The organism is Streptomyces sp. NPDC057617, from assembly GCF_042800555.1.
Classification (GTDB): Bacteria; Actinomycetota; Actinomycetes; order Streptomycetales; family Streptomycetaceae; genus Streptomyces.
Map to the genome: position 1 here is coordinate 299,521 of NZ_JBHVGV010000005.1, position 16,359 is coordinate 315,879.

Genomic DNA, 16,359 nt, shown 5'->3' on the forward strand with positions numbered 1-16,359 from the left:
CCTGTTCAAGCTGACCGAAGGAGAAGGAACAGCAGTGCGTATTCTGGCCATGGGCGCCCACCCCGACGACGTCGAACTCTTCTGTGCGGGAACTCTCGCCCACTACGTCCGGCAGGGTGCGCACGTCACCGTCGCCATATTCACCAACGGGGAACTCGGTTCCCGCACCCTCTCGCCCGAGGAGACCGCGGCGGTACGTGAGCGGGAGGCGCTCCGTGCCGTCGGCGTACTGGGCGCGGAACTGCTCTGGCTGGGCGCTCCGGACGGCTTCCTTTTCGACACCCCCGACACGCGCCGGGAGGCCGTGGACGTGGTGCGCCGCAGCCGACCGGATGTCATCTTCGCGCACCATCCCGGCGACTATCACCCCGACCACCGCGCGGTCAGCCAACTGGCGAGCGCCGCAAGGCTGCTGGCCCGGGAACCCTCGCTCCCGTCGCCGCATCCGGCCACCGACAGGGTGGCACCCCTGTTCTACATGGACACCCTGCTGGGGACGAACGGCGGAACCCCCGACGTGTGGGTGGACATCACGGAGACCATGGAGGCCAAAGAAGCCATGTTGTCGGAGCACCTCAGCCAGAACGACGCGCGCCGGCAGCGCAAAGGAGCCGACTTCGTGGACCTGACGAAACAGCAGGCGGAGTACCGGGGACAGCAAGTGGGCGTCCGGTACGCGGAGGCGTTCACCTGTGCTCCCTCCCACCCCGCGACCTCGGCACTCGATCTGACACCGGCGGGGGACGACGTACGACTCCCCCTGTGTGCCACTCCGCGATGAAGGCGCCGAGCACGGCCGGCATGCGGCAGGAGGGCGGGGGCGGGCGCGGGAACAGCGGCGCCGTCGCGCTCTACGTGGTTTTCTTCATCAACGGGCTCGTCCTGGCGAGCTGGGCGCCCCGCATCCCCCAGGTCAAGGAACAGCTTCAGTTGTCCGACGGGCAGCTCGGACTGGCCCTGCTCGGGGTGGCGCTGGGCTCCGTACCGGCCATGCCGGCGGCCGGCTCGCTGGTGAACCGCTTCGGCAGCCGGACCGTGGCACGGACCGCGGTCCTGCTGTACGCCGCGGCCATCGCCCTGCCAGGACTGGCCGGCTCGCTGACCGAACTCCTGGTGAGCCTGGCCGTGCTCGGCGCCGCGGTCGGTGCGCTGGATGTCGCCATGAACGCCCACGCGGTGGACGTCGAACGGAGCAGCGGCCGAGCCCGGCTGTCCTCCTTCCACGCCCTCTTCAGCGCGGGCGCGCTGGCCGGTGCGCTGGTCGGCACGCTTGCCGCGGCCGGGGGCGTGACACCGCGCGCCCAGTTCACCGCGTCGGCCGTGGTCGCGGTGCTCGCCGCCGGGGCGGCGGCGGCCGCCCTGCGGCCCGCGGCGCACCAGTCCCCCGGGCCAGTGCGTGCCCGCTCCGCCCCGGGCAGCTCCGCCACCGCTCCTGCCCCGGCCCCGGTCTCCCGCTTCACCCCCCGGCTGCTCCTGCTCAGCGGTCTGGGGCTGTGCGTGCTGCTCATCGAGGGGGTGGTGACCGACTGGGGCAGTGTGTATCTGGCGGACTCGCTGGACGCGGGACCCGGCCTGGCGGGCGCCGGTTATGCGGCCTTCGCCGTGGCCATGACGGCGGGACGCCTCGGCGGCGACTGGACGGCAGGCCGGTTCGGCCCCGTCCGGGTCGTCCGCGTCGGCGCCCTGCTGACCGCGGCCGGAGCCATGGTCGTGATCGTGACGGGGAACCCGGTGGTGGCGGTGGTGTTCTTCGCGCTGGTCGGCCTCGGTATCGCCGCGTCCTTCCCGCTGGTCGTCAGCGGCGCCAGCCGGCTCCACACCGGCTCACCCGGTACCGCCGTGGCCACGGTTTCGACGACCGGCTACTTCGCCTTCCTCGCCGGCCCGCCGCTCATCGGCTTCCTCGCCTCTCACAGCAGCGTGCGCGTCGCACTGCTGGCGCTGCCGGTGCTCGCCGTGGCGACGGCCCTGCTGGCCTCCCTGCTGGCTGTCAAGGAGCGTCCCGCACTGTCGACCCCGAAGCAGACCGAGCCCTCGGCCACCACCTGATCCCGGCAGAAGCGTTCCCCCGCCGCCCGCCCGGTTCGGCGACAGCGCTCCCTGACACCGCGGCGTCTCGCGCGTCACCATCACCGGCTGCCGTGTTTCCTCAGCACTCGATGATGTTCACCGCGAGGCCGCCGCGCGCCGTCTCCTTGTACTTGACGGACATGTCGGCGCCCGTCTCCTTCATGGTCTTGATGACCTTGTCCAGGGAGACCTTGTGGGTGCCGTCGCCGCGCAGGGCCATTTTGGCGGCGGTGACCGCCTTGACCGCGGCCATGCCGTTGCGTTCGATGCAGGGGATTTGGACCAGGCCGCCGACCGGGTCGCAGGTGAGGCCCAGGTTGTGTTCCATGCCGATCTCGGCGGCGTTCTCGACCTGCTCGGCGCTGCCGCCGAGGACTTCGGCGAGGGCGCCCGCGGCCATGGAACAGGCGGAGCCGACCTCGCCCTGGCAGCCGACCTCGGCGCCGGAGATGGAGGCGTTCTCCTTGAAGAGCATGCCGATGGCGCCGGCGGCCAGCAGGAAGCGGACCACGCTGTCGTCCTTCTCCTGTGCGGTGGCGCCGCCCGCCGCGAAGTTCATGTAGTAGTGCAGAACCGCCGGGATGATGCCCGCCGCGCCATTGGTGGGGGCGGTGACGACCCGCCCGCCCGCGGCGTTCTCCTCGTTCACGGCCATCGCGTAGAGGGTGATCCACTCCATGGCGTGCGCCTGCGGATCGCCTTCGGCGCGAAGCTGGCGCGCGGAGTGCGCGGCGCGGCGGCGGACCTTCAGACCCCCGGGCAGCAGCCCCTCGCGGGCCATCCCGCGTGAGACGCACGCCTGCATCACCCGCCAGATCTCCAGCAGCCCGGCCCGGATCTCGTCCTCGGTGCGCCACGCCTTCTCGTTCTCCAGCATCAGCGCGGAGATCGACAGACCGGTCTCACGGGAGAGCCGCAGCAGTTCGTCCCCGGTGCGGAACGGGTAGCGGAGAACGGTGTCGTCGAGCTTGATCCGGTCCTCGCCGACGGCGTCCTCGTCCACCACGAAGCCGCCGCCCACCGAGTAGTAGGTCTTCTCCAGCAGGAGGCCGCCGTCGGTGTCGTACGCGAAGAGGGTCATGCCGTTGGCGTGGTACGGCAAGGTCTTGCGGCGGTGCAGGACCAGGTCCGTACCGGCGTCGAAGGCGATCTCGTGCATACCGAGCACACTCAGCCTGCCGCTGCTGCGGATACGTTCCGCCTGTTCGTCCGCGTGCTCCACATCGACCGTGCGCGGTGAGTTGCCCTCCAGGCCGAGCAGAACGGCCTTGGGGGTGCCGTGGCCATGTCCGGTCGCGCCGAGCGAACCGTACAACTCGGCGCGGACCGTGACGGTGTGGGCCAGCAGGCCCTCGTTCTTGAGGCGGCGGGCGAACATCCTGGCCGCGCGCATCGGACCGACCGTATGGGAGCTGGACGGGCCGATACCGATCGAGAACAGGTCGAAGACCGAGATGGCCACGGTGGTGACTCCTTGCTGGCTGGTGGACGCCGCTGCCCGCCGGGGTGGGGCGGGCCCATACGGTCCGGGGCACCGCGCTCCACGGTTCAGTGTGCGCGGCGCCCCGTGAACCCCGGCCGTACGGGTGACGTCGGATCCGGGTACAGCGGTGTAGCGGTAAAGCGGTGTAGCGGTACGGCGACAAAGCGATGCGGCAGTCGTACGGGCCAGTGGGCCTTACGAGCGGTTACTTCAGGCCCGGGTACAGCGGGTGCTTCACTGCCAGCGCGGAGACCCGCCCCGCCAGCCCCTCCCGGTCGAACGACGGCTTCAGCGCCGCCGCGATGATCTCCGCGACCTCGGTGAAGTCCTCGGCGGTGAAGCCGCGGGTGGCGAGCGCCGGGGTGCCGATGCGCAGACCCGAGGTGACCATCGGGGGGCGCGGGTCGTTCGGGACGGCGTTGCGGTTGACCGTGATGCCGATCTCGTGCATCCGGTCCTCCGCCTGCTGCCCGTCCAGCTCCGAGTCCCGCAGATCGACCAGGACGAGATGGACGTCCGTACCGCCGGACAGTACGGACACGCCCGCCTCGGCCACATCCGCCTGCGCCAGCCGCTCGGCGAGGATCCGGGCGCCTTCCAGGGTGCGGCGCTGCCGCTCCTTGAACTCCTCCGTCGCCGCGACCTTGAAGGAGACCGCCTTGGCCGCGATGACATGCTCCAGCGGACCGCCCTGCTGACCGGGGAAGACCGCCGAGTTGATCTTCTTCGCCAGTTCCTTCGTACTGAGGATCACACCGCCGCGCGGGCCGCCCAGGGTCTTGTGGGTGGTCGTGGTCACGACATGGGCATGCGGCACCGGGTTGGGGTGCAGCCCCGCCGCGACCAGCCCGGCGAAGTGCGCCATGTCGACCATCAGATACGCGCCGACCTCGTCCGCGATCCGGCGGAAGGCCGCGAAGTCGAGCTGGCGGGGGTACGCGGACCAGCCGGCCACGATCAGCTTGGGACGGGACTCCTTGGCGAGCCGCTCGACCTCGGCCATGTCGATCCGGCCGGTCTCGTCGTCGACGTGGTAGGCGACGACGTTGTAGAGCTTGCCGGAGAAGTTGATCTTCATGCCATGGGTGAGATGCCCGCCGTGCGCGAGGTTCAGGCCCATGATCGTGTCGCCGGGGGAGAGCAGCGCGAACATCGCCGCCGCGTTCGCCTGGGCGCCCGAGTGCGGCTGTACGTTCGCGTGCTCGGCGCCGAACAGCGCCTTCACCCGGTCGATGGCGATCTGCTCGATCACATCGACATGCTCACAGCCGCCGTAGTAGCGGCGCCCGGGGTAGCCCTCGGCGTACTTGTTGGTCAGCACCGTGCCCTGTGCCTCCATGACCGCCACGGGAGCGAAGTTCTCCGAGGCGATCATTTCGAGGGTGGACTGCTGACGGTGGAGTTCGGCGTCGACGGCGGCGGCGACGTCCGGGTCGAGTTCATGGAGCGAGGAGTTCAGAAGCGACTTCGAAGACATCACAGTCCCTGGGGTCTCGGTGGCCGGAGCGCGTCAGTTGCCGGAAAAGTCTTGGTACTCGTCGGCGGTGAGCAGTTCGTCCGGCTCCTCGGCGACACGTACCTTGAACAGCCAGCCGCCTTCGTACGGAGCCGAGTTCACCAGCGAGGGGTCGTCCACCACGTCCTGGTTCGTCTCGACGACCTCGCCGGTCACCGGGGCGTACAGATCGCTGACCGACTTGGTCGACTCCAGTTCGCCGCAGGACTCGCCCGCGGTCACCGTGTCGCCGACCTCCGGAAGCTGGGCGAACACCACATCGCCGAGGGCGTTCGCGGCGAACTCGGTGATCCCGACCGTCGCCACACCGTCCTCGGGCGCCGACAGCCACTCGTGCTCCTTGGTGTAACGGAGCTGCTGGGGGTTGCTCATGACCTGAATTCTCCTGTACGCGGGGGAGTGGTGCGGAACGGCTGTCTTACGGAGCGAGACGGAGCGAGATGGGCGGAGCCGGAACCGAACGGCACCGGGACGGCATCCCTGTGGAACGAAGGCGGAACGGGGGTGGCGCTGATGATGTCCGTATCACTTCTGGCGCTTGTAGAAGGGAAGCGCCACGACCTCGTACGGCTCCTGCGAGCCGCGGATGTCGACCGTGACGCCCGGCGTGCCCGGCGCCGCGTGCGAGGCGTCGACGTACGCCATGGCGACGGGCCTGCCCAGGGTGGGGGAGGGCGCTCCCGAGGTGACCTCGCCGACGGGAGCCCCGTCGGCGACGACCCGGTAGCCGGCCCGGGGGACCCGGCGGCCCTCGGCGATCAGGCCGACCAGCTTGCGCGGCGGGGCGCCGGCGGCGCGCTCGGCCGCCGCCTCCAGGGCCTCGCGGCCGACGAAGGCGCCGCCGTTCGAGGTCTTGTCGAACTTCACGACCCGGCCGAGACCGGCGTCGAACGGGGTGAGGGCGGTGCTCAGCTCGTTCCCGTACAGCGGCATCCCGGCCTCCAGCCGGAGCGTGTCGCGGCAGGAGAGCCCGCAGGGCACCAGGCCCGCGCCCGCGCCCGCCTCGGTCAGCGCCCGCCACAGTCCCTCGGCGTACCGGGGCTCGACGAACAGCTCGAAACCGTCCTCGCCGGTGTAGCCCGTACGGGCGATCAGCGCCGGGACCCCGGCCACCGTGCCCGGCAGACCGGCGTAGTACTTGAGGCCGTCGAGATCGGCGTCGGTCAGCTTGCCGAGAATGCCGGGCGACTGCGGACCCTGGACGGCCAGCAGGGCGTAGGCGTTACGGTCGTCGCGGACCTCGGCGTCGAATCCGGCGGCGCGCCCGGTCAGCGCGTCGAGGACCGTCTGCGCGTTGGAGGCGTTGGCGACGACCATGTACGTGTCCTCGCCGAGGCGGTACACGATCAGGTCGTCCAGGATGCCGCCGTCCTCCTGGCAGATCATGGTGTAGCGGGCACGGCCCACGGCGACGGAGCCGATATTGCCGACCAGCGCGTAGTCGAGCAGCGCACCGGCCGCGGGGCCCGAGACGGTGATCTCGCCCATGTGGGAGAGGTCGAAGAGCCCGGCCCTGGTCCGTACCGCGGTGTGCTCGTCGCGCTCGCTGCCGTACCGCAGCGGCATGTCCCAGCCCGCGAAGTCGGTCATGGTCGCGCCGAGGGCGCGGTGCACCGCGTCGAGGGCGGTCTTACGGGGGGTGCTGCTCGGGGGGGCGTGGTTCATCGCAAGGGCTCCCAGGGCATGACGGCGAGGACGGTCCTCCCCATCTGTCATCGGAACCTGAGAGGTTCACCACGACCACCCGTACCAGGGGTCATGACTTGCACCTTGGGTGGAGCCGCAGGGCTGCGGCCCGCTTTTCAGATCTGCCTCATCCACGCGGTACGGGGCCTGAGAGATTCAAGGGAGGAACTTGCTCCTTCGGCGCCCGGCGCACTGAGTGACCGGGACTCTCCCGCGCGGATTCAAACGGCCGGTATGCAGTTGGCGGGCACATCATCGCACGCATCCGGGCGGACCGGGTCGCCCGGCCCGTATTACGCCGTTCGGCGTGAAAGGCTTGAGGCGCATTACCAATTCTTTACACTTTGTGGGCAAGGGCCATGGGCCAGGCCGACGGAGCTGACGCCGACTGATCGACAGGGGGGACGGCGATGATGTCGCAGGGGTCCGGAGCGTATGCGACGACCGCGGGAGTGCCGGCGCAGCAGGGGGTGTCCGACCGGGAAGCGGTCGCGCGGCCGGTCGCGGTGGTACGGGATCTGCGCGGGCGCGCCGGCCGGGTGCCCGGTGCCCTGGCCTTTTCCGCGGGCGATCTGGTGGTGGTCTCGGGACTGCCCGGCAGCGGCAAGTCGACCCTGATCCGGCGGGCCGCAGAGGCCGGCGGGATCGACTCCCAGGACGCCAGGGACCGCTGGGAGCGCAGGCTGCCGGCCCGGCTCCCCTACGCCGTCTACCGCCCGCTCGTCCGGATGGCGCATTACGCGGGGCTGCGGCGCGCGCTCGGCTCCGGCGAGAGCGTCGTCGTGCACGACTGCGGTACGCAGAGATGGGTACGCCGCTGGCTCGCCCGCGAGGCCCGCAGACGTGGCCGCCGGCTCCATCTCGTACTGCTGGACGTCCCGCCGGAGGTGGCCCGCGAGGGGCAGCGCGAGCGCGGCCGGGGCGTCTCCGGGTACGCGTTCGCCCGCCACCGCCGGGCCGTACGGCGTCTGCTGGCCGCCGCCGAGTCGGGCCGGCTGCCCCGGGGCTGTGCCACGGCGGTGCTCCTGGACCGGTCCGCGGCCGGCGCCCTGGACCGGATCGCCTTCCTGGAGAAGCCCGAGAGGTGAGCCGTGGACGGGCGGGGACGGGCCGCCGCCTGCGGCGTTAGGGTGCTGCCGCAGGTACGAGCACGGAGGAAGCGACAGTGAATACAGCATGGCCGGGCAATGAGCTGGAAGAGGTGCTCGCCGCCTCGCTCGGCAGCCAGGGAGCGGGCGGCCGGCTGGTGGAGGTGCTCGGGCGCAGCGAGGTGTGGGTGCCGCTGCCCAACGGCGGCGGTCCCGACAGCCCCGGCCTCGATCTGCCGACCCTGGAGATCGAGGGCGTTCCGTACGTTCCGGTCTTCAGCTCCCAGGGACAGTTCCTCCAGTGCGTCGGCGCCCATATGCCCTTCACGATCGCCCCCGCGCGCGAGTTCGCCCGGGGCCTGCCCCCGCAGCTCGGTATAGCGGTCAACCCCGGTGGGATGGTCGGGATGCCGCTGCCGCCGCCCGCGGTCGCCGAGCTGTGCCGGTCGGGGCGCTCCCCGCTGGACGGTCCGGCCACCGGCGGCCGGGTCAGGCTCTTCGAGCCGGACTGGCAGGAGGACCCGGTCGACTTCCTGGCCGCCGCTGGGAGCGAGTTCGAGACATCAGGGGTGGTGCTCTCGGCCCGCCGCGCGCTCGCCAGCGTCGAGGGGGACCCGCCGGCGCTCTTCATCGGCGTACAGCTCTCGTCCTGGGAGGCCGCTGACCGAAACGCGCCACTGGACGCGCTCGGGCGCGCGCTGGGGCGCGTGTCGGTGGGCTGGCCGGTCAACCTCATCCTGCTGGACGTGGCGCAGGACCCGGTCGGTGACTATCTGCTCGCGAAGGTACGGCCCTTCTACCAAAGGGCGTAGCCACGGGTACGCCGGGCCGCCACGGGTACGCCCGGTCCTCGCGGGTACGACAGCGAGGGAGAGCGGCTCGCCTTACAGGGCCCGGCACACCACACGCCGGTGTCAGAGCCGCCGCCTAAGCTGGTTTGATGACTCAGCCTCCACGACCGGGTGCCCGGAGTGGCCCTGTGGGACGGGGGGCCGGGGAGCTTCGGGGGGAGCTGGCCGAATGGTGGATCGAAGAGGGGCGGGACCCAGAGTGAGCGCGTCAGGCACCGCGGCGGCCGGGAAGGTCGAGCACATGCTGCGCCAGGTGACGCCAGGGCGCTACGACGCGTACGAGGCGCTGCTCCAGGCCCTCGCCGACGACAGCGTCTGGATGCTGCTCTGGCACGGCAGCGCGGGCTCGCCCGACGCGCAGTACGGGAACATGGAGATCGAGGGCCTGGGATACGCGCCCTGTGTCACCTCCGCACAGGAGCTGGCCGCCAGCGGCTGGACCCGTGCGCATGAAGTGGTCACCGGCCGCGACATCGCCCGCGCCCTCTACCCCGACCGCTGGGGGATCTGGCTGAATCCGCACGCCCCGGGCGGCGGTGTCGGGATCCCCTGGCTCGATCTGCGGCGGATCGCCACCGGCCTCGACCGGATGCCCGCGGGCCCGCTGCGCCTGTCGGAACCGGCCATCGAACTCCCGCAGTTCTACGCCCTGCTGACCCAGAACGCCCATCGCACCCCCGCGGTCCGCTCACTGCGCCGCGCCTGGGTGCAGCCGGCGCTCGGCGTCCCGTATCTGACCATCGGCCTCGACCTGTACGACACGAGCCCGGCGTCCGTGGATTCCGTACGGACGATGATGCGGCAGTCGATCACGGCGGTCCCGGACGGGCTGCCGGTGTCGACGGTCGCGATGTCCGACGAGTACGACCCGGTCACGATGTGGCTGCGCGCCAACTCCCGCCCGTTCTACGCCCGTGAGGCGCACGGCGCTGCCGCAGCGGCGCCCGCGACGGGCTACGGCTATCCGCCGCCGGCCTCCCGGGCGTACTGACGACTGATACGGATGCTCTGATTCCGCCGAGTATCGAGCGGGCTGGTCGGTATGCCCGGTCTGTTATGAGAGTGGCCGAGTTGGTCCGCTGAGGCGGCCGGGGTGTCCGGATAACGGAACCCCTCTACCCGCATCACGTTTGAGCAAACATTCCCCGGGAGGGCTGGCGGGTGATCACTGGCGCCATGAAGACTCCCGGCATGCAGGGCCCTTCGGGCCTGTGTGCGAGTGGTCCGCCCCGTCGTGCGAGTGGCCCGGCCTATCTGGCAGAGTCGGTGCGCCGCTCGCGCTGCTGATGGGAACGGCCGCTACAGCGGCAAGTGCGGGCCGGTTACCACCGGTTGAGAGGGGTTCTTGCCACGATGACGGCACCATTGCATGAGCCGACCACGGAAGCGGCCCCGAGTGCGACGGAAGAGGTCGCCGCCGCTCAGGGGAGTTCGGTTCAGGGCCGTTCGCTCGGTCGAATCGCCTGGGAGCGACTGAAGCGGGACAAACTGGCCCTCGCGGGAGGGATCGTCGTCCTCGCGCTGATCCTGATCGCGGTCCTGGCGCCACTGATCGCGGGGCTCGCCGGTCAGTCTCCCGAGGAGCACCATGAAGACTTGATCGATCCGCTGTTCTCCACGCCCATCGGCTCGTGGGGCGGGATCAGCTCCGAGCACTGGCTCGGGGTGGAGCCCGTCAACGGCCGGGACGTGTTCGCGCGGATCGTCTACGGAGCGCGTGTCTCGCTGCTCGTCGGGTTCCTGTCGGCCGTGGTCGCGGTCATCGTGGGAACCGTGATGGGCGTGCTGGCCGGATACTTCGGCGGCTGGCTGGACGCCCTCATCAGCCGGGTGATGGACATGCTGCTGTCCTTCCCGCAGCTTCTCTTCATCATCGCGCTCGTCTCCGTCATGCCGAACCAGATGCTCGGCCTGTCGGGCAGCGGCGTCCGCCTCCTGGTCATGATCCTGGTGATCGGCTTCTTCGGCTGGCCCTATGTCGGCCGTGTGGTGCGCGGACAGACGCTCTCGCTGCGCGAACGGGAGTACGTGGAGGCGGCCCGCAGCCTGGGGGCGGGGCAGGCGTACATCCTCTTCAAGGAACTGCTGCCCAATATCATCGCTCCGATCATCGTCTACATGACGATGATGATCCCCACGAACATCCTCACCGAGGCGGCGCTCAGCTTCCTGGGTGTGGGCGTCAAGCCACCCACCGCGTCGTGGGGCCAGATGCTCTCGTCCGCGGTGAGCTACTACGACTCGGACCCGATGTACATGCTGATCCCGGGTCTGGCCATCTTCATCACCGTGCTCTCCTTCAATCTCTTCGGCGACGGCGTGCGTGACGCGCTCGACCCCAAGGGCTCCCGCTGAACCGCGGTACACCAGGGCCCGCACTTCCAAGGGCCGTCAATCCATACGGAGGATCCGAGATCGTGACTACCCAACGCACCACAGGGCGGCGCAAGCAGGCCATGGCCGCTGCCGCCGTGGTCGCGGCACTGCTGACCACAGCGGCGTGCGGCGGCGGCGACAACGGAAGCAAGGACGACAGCGGCAAGGGCACCGCCGCGGGCTTCGACGCGGCCAACAACAAGGTCGCCAACGCCTCCACCAAGACCGGTGGCGAGCTGAAGTTCGCGGGCGTGCAGGACGCCGACTCGTGGGACACCACGCGTGGTTACTACGGCTTCGCGTGGAACTTCATGCGCTACTACAGCCGTCAGCTTGTCACCGGGAAGACCGAGCCGGGCAAGGCCGGCACGGAGCTGACCCCGGACCTCGCCACCGATCGCGCCAAGATCTCGGCCGACGGCAAGACCTACACGTACACCCTGCGTGACGGAGTCACCTGGGAGGACGGCAAGGCGATCACGTCCCAGGACGTCAAGTACGGCATCGAGCGCCAGTGGGCGCAGGACGTGCTGTCCGGCGGCCCGGTCTACCTCAAGGACATCCTGGACCCGGACGGCAAGTACAAGGGCCCGTACAAGGACACCTCCAAGGAGGGCCTGAAGGCGATCGAGACGCCCGACGCGAAGACCATCACCTTCCACCTGCCGGCCCCGAACAGTGACTTCGAGGAGATCCTCGCGCTCACCTCGTCCTCGCCGGTCCGCCAGGACAAGGACACCAAGTCCAAGTACGGTCTGCGTCCGTTCTCCTCCGGCCCGTACAAGTTCGAGTCGTACTCGCCGAACAAGTCCCTGAAGCTGGTCCGCAACGAGAACTGGAAGCAGTCCTCGGACCCGGTCCGCAAGGCGCTCCCGGACAAGATCAGCCTCACCCTGTTCAGCAACGCCGACGACATGGACCAGCGTCTGATCGCCGGCGACTACGACCTGGACATCAACCAGACCGGTCTCTCCCCGCAGGGTCGTACGAAGGCCCTCAAGGAGCACAAGGCCAACCTGGACAACCCGGTCTCCGGCTACATCCGGTACGCGGTCTTCCCGCAGACCGTGAAGCCGTTCGACAACATCCACTGCCGCAAGGCGGTCATCTACGGTGCCGACCACAAGTCGCTCCAGACGGCGCGCGGCGGCCCGCTCGCGGGCGGTGACATCGGCACCAACATGCTGCCCCCGTCGGTCCCGGGCTCCGAGCTGCAGAAGTACGACCCGTACGGCCTCGCCGCCAACGACGGCGCGCCGAACACCGCCAAGGCCAAGGAAGAGCTGAAGGCCTGCGGCCAGCCGAACGGCTTCAAGACCACCATCGCGGTCCGCAACAACAAGCCGGTCGAGGTGGCCACCGCGGAGTCGCTCCAGGCGTCGCTGAAGAAGATCGGCATCGAGGTCGAGATCGACCAGTACGACGGTTCGCAGACCTCCGGCATCATCGGCAACCCGACCGTGGTGAAGCAGAAGAACTACGGCATCATCATCATGGGCTGGGGCCCCGACTTCCCGTCGGTCCAGGGCTACGGCGCCCCGCTGTGGAGCAGCAAGTACATCCTCGACAGCGGCAACAACAACTTCGCCATGATCAACGACAAGGCGATCGACGCGAACTTCGACAAGTTCTCCGTCGAGCTGGACGCGGCGAAGAAGGAACAGATCGCCAGAGACATCAACCACCAGGTGATGGAGGGCGGGTACTACCTGCCCTTCGTCTTCGAGAAGTTCATCAACTGGCGCTCCGACCGGCTGACGAACGTCTACACGACCGACGCGTACAGCGGTCAGTACGACTTCACCAGCCTGGGCGTTGTGAAGTAACCACCACCGGTACACCCGCCGTACGGCACGAAAGGCAGGTGAAGGCCGGAGCGGTGTGACCGCGGGCCATCGGACGATCTCCGGTGGCCCGTGGCCCGCCGCAGGCCGAGAGCAGTGCTCGCATACCTCATCAGGCGGCTGCTGGCCGTCGCAGTGATGCTGGTGGTCATCATGCTGGTGGTCTTCTGCATCTTCTTCCTCATCCCCAAGTGGGCGGGCATCGACCCGGCCACGATGTACGTGGGCAAGCAGTCCGATGCCGCGGCCGTGGAGGCCGTCCGGGAGAAGCTGCAACTGGGCGACCCGATCTTTGTCCAGCTCCTGGAGTTCTTCAAGGGCATTTTCGTCGGGCGCACCTACTCCGCCGGCGGTGATGTCACCCACTGTGCCGCCCCGTGCTTCGGCTACTCCTTCCGGAGTGAGCAGGCCATCTGGCCCGTACTCACCGACCGGTTGCCGGTGACGCTGTCGCTCGCCCTGGGCGCGGCGGTGCTGTGGCTGCTGTTCGGTCTCGCCGCGGGTGTGCTCTCCGCGCTCAAGCGGGGGACCGGCTGGGACCGCGGGGCGATGCTCATCGCCCTGGGCGGGGTCTCGCTGCCGATCTACTTCACCGGTCTGCTCTCGCTGGCGATCTTCAGCTATGGACTGGGCTGGATCGACGGGCAGTACGTACCGCTGGAGGAGAGCTTCAGCGGCTGGCTCGGCGGACTGATCCTGCCCTGGGTCACCCTGGCCTTCCTCTACGCCGCGATGTACGCCCGTATCACCCGGGCCACCATGCTGGAGGTCATGGGCGAGGACTACATCCGGACCGCACGGGCCAAGGGCCTGGGCGAGCCCACCGTCATCGGCAGGCACGCCATGCGCTCCACGATGACACCGATCCTCACCCTGCTCGGCATGGACCTCGGCGCCCTCATCGGCGGCGCGATCCTCACCGAGACGACGTTCAGTCTTCCGGGCCTCGGCCAGGCGGTGCTCAAGGCGATCAGTGAACGTGATCTCCCGGTGATCCTCGGCGTCACTCTGATCACGTCCCTCGCGGTGATCGTCGCGAATCTCGTCGTGGACATCCTGTACGCCGTGATCGACCCCCGAGTGAGGCTCGCATGACCGACCTGAGCAAGACCGGTGCCGTGGGCGAGCCGGTCGACACGGGGACACGCCCCTCCGAGGCCTTCCTCGAAGTGCGCGATCTGCGCGTGCACTTCCCGACGGACGACGGTGTCGTCAAGTCGGTGGACGGGCTCAGCTTCCAGCTGGAGAAGGGCAAGACCCTCGGCATCGTCGGCGAGTCCGGCTCCGGGAAGTCCGTCACCTCGATGGGCATCATGGGGCTGCACACCACCGGGCAGTACGGGAAGCGCAAGGCCCAGGTCTCCGGTGAGATCTGGCTGAACGGTCAGGAACTCCTCGGTGCGTCCCCCGAGGCCGTGCGCAAGCTGCGCGGCCGGGAGATGGCGATGATCTTCCAGGATCCGCTGTCGGCGCTGCACCCGTACTACACGATCGGCAAGCAGATCGTCGAGGCCTACCGGGTCCACAACGACGTGGACCGGAAGACCGCGCGCCGCCGTGCCATCGAGATGCTCGACCGGGTGGGCATCCCGCAGCCCGAGAAGCGGGTGGACTCGTATGCGCACGAGTTCTCCGGCGGAATGCGCCAGCGCGCGATGATCGCGATGGCGCTGGTGAACAACCCGGAACTGCTGATCGCCGACGAGCCCACGACGGCTCTGGACGTGACGGTCCAGGCGCAGATCCTGGATCTGATCCGCGATCTCCAGAAGGAGTTCGGTTCCGCGGTCATCATCATCACCCACGACCTGGGTGTGGTGGCCGAACTGGCCGACGATCTGCTGGTGATGTACGGCGGACGCTGTATCGAGCGCGGCCCGGCGGAGAAGGTCTTCTACGAGCCCCGTCACCCCTACACCTGGGGTCTGCTCGGCTCGATGCCGCGGATCGACCGTGAGCAGACCGAGCGGCTGATCCCGGTCAAGGGCTCCCCGCCGTCCCTGATCAACCTCCCGTCCGGGTGCGCCTTCAACCCGCGCTGCCCGTACGCCGATGTGCCCAAGGACGGCATCACCCGCACCACCCGTCCGGAGCTGACGGAGTCGGAGCGCGGACACTGGGCCGCCTGCCACATGTCGGAGCAGGACCGGCAGCGCATCTGGACCGAAGAGATTGCGCCGAAGCTGTGAGCGAGGACCAAGACGTGACGATTCCCGCGCAGAGCGATGGCGCCCCGGGTGAAGGGACCGGTCTCCTCAACAAGGACGCCGCTCCCGGCGAGACCCTGCTCAAGGTCGCCGGGCTCCAGAAGCACTTTCCGATCCGGAAGGGGCTGCTGAAGCGGCAGGTCGGCTCGGTCAAGGCCGTCGACGGCCTCGACTTCGACGTACGCGCCGGTGAGACCCTGGGCGTGGTGGGCGAGTCCGGCTGCGGCAAGTCGACGATGGGCCGGCTGATCACCCGGCTGCTCGAACCGACCGGCGGACGGATCGAGTTCGAGGGCCGTGACATCACCCATCTCGGGGTACGCGGTATGCGCCCGATGCGGCGCGATGTCCAGATGATCTTCCAGGACCCCTACTCGTCGCTGAACCCGCGCCACACCATCGGCACGATCGTCAGCGCGCCGTTCAAGCTCCAGGGCGTCACGCCCGAGGGCGGGGTCAAGAAGAAGGTCCAGAACCTGCTGGAGCTGGTGGGCCTCAACCCCGAGCACTACAACCGCTATCCGCACGAGTTCTCCGGCGGCCAGCGCCAGCGCATCGGGATCGCCCGGGCGCTCGCGCTCAACCCGAAGCTGGTCGTGGCGGACGAGCCGGTCTCGGCGCTGGACGTGTCGATCCAGGCGCAGGTGGTGAACCTGCTGGACGACCTCCAGAAGGAGCTGGGCCTGACCTATGTGATCATCGCCCACGACCTCTCGGTCATCCGCCATGTCTCGGACCGGATCGCGGTGATGTATCTCGGCAAGATCGTCGAGCTGGCGGACCGTGCGTCGCTGTACGAGTCGCCCAAGCACCCGTACACCAAGGCGCTGCTGTCCGCGGTGCCGGTGCCGGACCCGAGCAGGCGCGGCGGGAAGAGCGACCGGATCCTGCTCAAGGGCGATGTGCCGTCGCCGATCAATCCGCCGAGCGGCTGCCGCTTCCACACCCGGTGCTGGAAGGCGACGGAGGTGTGCAGGACGACCGAGCCGCCGCTGATCCAGCTCGCGACGGGGCACCAGGCGGCCTGCCACCACCCGGAGAACGCTCCTGACCAGAGCGCGCAGACGGCCGCGGTGACGGGCGGCGCTCCGGAGACCGGGGCCGCGGAGTAGGTATCGCTGCTCAGGCAGGTGTCGCTGAGGCTGGCCGGGACCCCAAACCACAAAGCCCGGGGCCGAACTCTTCCCCACCCCCCCCCCCTCCCCCCCCCCCCCACCCCCCCCCCCCTTTCCCTTTCC

14 protein-coding genes and 1 riboswitch are annotated in these 16,359 nt (G+C 69.3%); of the genes, 10 read left to right on the forward strand and 4 right to left on the reverse strand.

Annotated elements, in window-relative coordinates:
• Positions 1–34 precede the first annotated feature (34 nt).
• Both ACFU9P_RS15240 and ACFU9P_RS15245 read left to right on the forward strand, forming a co-directional pair.
• Positions 35–781 (forward strand): PIG-L deacetylase family protein, encoded by a 747-nt coding sequence (locus ACFU9P_RS15240; protein WP_384080595.1) that lies wholly within the window; start codon positions 35–37, stop codon positions 779–781.
• Positions 778–2,049 carry an MFS transporter gene (locus ACFU9P_RS15245; RefSeq protein ID WP_384080598.1) on the forward strand — a complete coding sequence of 424 codons (1,272 nt, stop codon included), beginning with the start codon at positions 778–780 and terminating at the stop codon, positions 2,047–2,049. The genes ACFU9P_RS15240 and ACFU9P_RS15245 overlap by 4 nt, the downstream gene beginning before the upstream one ends.
• Positions 2,050–2,149: 100 nt before the next feature.
• Here ACFU9P_RS15245 and ACFU9P_RS15250 read toward each other — a convergent pair whose 3' ends face one another.
• The 4 genes from ACFU9P_RS15250 to gcvT all read right to left on the reverse strand — a co-directional run bounded on the left by ACFU9P_RS15250 (position 2,150) and on the right by gcvT (position 6,734).
• Entirely contained in the window at positions 2,150–3,532 is a 1,383-nt protein-coding gene (locus ACFU9P_RS15250) for an L-serine ammonia-lyase (RefSeq protein ID WP_376371616.1), read from the reverse strand.
• A gap of 226 nt (positions 3,533–3,758) precedes the next feature.
• The gene (gene glyA, locus ACFU9P_RS15255; protein ID WP_384080601.1) at positions 3,759–5,030 is read right to left on the reverse strand and encodes a serine hydroxymethyltransferase; all 1,272 of its coding nucleotides are present in this window, start codon (positions 5,028–5,030) and stop codon (positions 3,759–3,761) included.
• A gap of 33 nt (positions 5,031–5,063) precedes the next feature.
• Positions 5,064–5,441, reverse strand: coding sequence for a glycine cleavage system protein GcvH (gene gcvH, locus ACFU9P_RS15260; RefSeq protein WP_376371611.1), 378 nt, complete (start codon positions 5,439–5,441; stop codon positions 5,064–5,066).
• A gap of 153 nt (positions 5,442–5,594) precedes the next feature.
• Positions 5,595–6,734 (reverse strand): glycine cleavage system aminomethyltransferase GcvT, encoded by a 1,140-nt coding sequence (gene gcvT / locus ACFU9P_RS15265; RefSeq protein ID WP_384080605.1) that lies wholly within the window; start codon positions 6,732–6,734, stop codon positions 5,595–5,597.
• 147 nt (positions 6,735–6,881) lie between these two features.
• Positions 6,882–6,979, reverse strand: a riboswitch (glycine riboswitch).
• A 186-nt stretch (positions 6,980–7,165) separates the two neighbouring features.
• Between gcvT and ACFU9P_RS15270 the strand changes: the two genes are divergently transcribed.
• From ACFU9P_RS15270 to ACFU9P_RS15305, 8 genes are all read left to right on the forward strand, one after another.
• Positions 7,166–7,843, forward strand: coding sequence for an AAA family ATPase (locus ACFU9P_RS15270; protein WP_384080607.1), 678 nt, complete (start codon positions 7,166–7,168; stop codon positions 7,841–7,843).
• Between the two features lie 77 nt (positions 7,844–7,920).
• Positions 7,921–8,655, forward strand: a complete 735-nt coding sequence (locus ACFU9P_RS15275) for an enhanced serine sensitivity protein SseB (protein WP_384080610.1) — start codon at positions 7,921–7,923, stop codon at positions 8,653–8,655.
• 238 nt (positions 8,656–8,893) lie between these two features.
• Positions 8,894–9,685, forward strand: coding sequence for an enhanced serine sensitivity protein SseB C-terminal domain-containing protein (locus tag ACFU9P_RS15280; protein ID WP_376371600.1), 792 nt, complete (start codon positions 8,894–8,896; stop codon positions 9,683–9,685).
• A gap of 362 nt (positions 9,686–10,047) precedes the next feature.
• On the forward strand, positions 10,048–11,049 hold the full coding sequence (locus ACFU9P_RS15285) for an ABC transporter permease (protein WP_376371597.1): 1,002 nt from the start codon (positions 10,048–10,050) through the stop codon (positions 11,047–11,049).
• Between the two features lie 62 nt (positions 11,050–11,111).
• Complete coding sequence (locus tag ACFU9P_RS15290) at positions 11,112–12,896, forward strand: ABC transporter substrate-binding protein (protein ID WP_376371594.1); 1,785 nt, start codon at positions 11,112–11,114, stop codon at positions 12,894–12,896.
• Positions 12,897–13,010: 114 nt separating this feature from the next.
• On the forward strand, positions 13,011–14,009 hold the full coding sequence (locus tag ACFU9P_RS15295) for an ABC transporter permease (protein WP_376371591.1): 999 nt from the start codon (positions 13,011–13,013) through the stop codon (positions 14,007–14,009).
• The gene (locus ACFU9P_RS15300) at positions 14,006–15,103 is read left to right on the forward strand and encodes an ABC transporter ATP-binding protein (RefSeq protein WP_376371589.1); all 1,098 of its coding nucleotides are present in this window, start codon (positions 14,006–14,008) and stop codon (positions 15,101–15,103) included. The genes ACFU9P_RS15295 and ACFU9P_RS15300 overlap by 4 nt, the downstream gene beginning before the upstream one ends.
• A gap of 14 nt (positions 15,104–15,117) precedes the next feature.
• Positions 15,118–16,233, forward strand: a complete 1,116-nt coding sequence (locus tag ACFU9P_RS15305; protein ID WP_384080615.1) for an ABC transporter ATP-binding protein — start codon at positions 15,118–15,120, stop codon at positions 16,231–16,233.
• Positions 16,234–16,359 lie beyond the last annotated feature (126 nt).

Coding starts and splice junctions, on each gene's coding strand:
- ACFU9P_RS15270 (WP_384080607.1), top strand. CDS start 7,166: ATGATGTCGCAGGGGTCCGGAGCGTATGCGACGACCGCGGGAGTGCCG.
- glyA (WP_384080601.1), bottom strand. CDS start 5,030: ATGTCTTCGAAGTCGCTTCTGAACTCCTCGCTCCATGAACTCGACCCG.
- ACFU9P_RS15285 (WP_376371597.1), top strand. CDS start 10,048: ATGACGGCACCATTGCATGAGCCGACCACGGAAGCGGCCCCGAGTGCG.
- ACFU9P_RS15300 (WP_376371589.1), top strand. CDS start 14,006: ATGACCGACCTGAGCAAGACCGGTGCCGTGGGCGAGCCGGTCGACACG.
- ACFU9P_RS15245 (WP_384080598.1), top strand. CDS start 778: ATGAAGGCGCCGAGCACGGCCGGCATGCGGCAGGAGGGCGGGGGCGGG.
- gcvT (WP_384080605.1), bottom strand. CDS start 6,734: ATGAACCACGCCCCCCCGAGCAGCACCCCCCGTAAGACCGCCCTCGAC.
- gcvH (WP_376371611.1), bottom strand. CDS start 5,441: ATGAGCAACCCCCAGCAGCTCCGTTACACCAAGGAGCACGAGTGGCTG.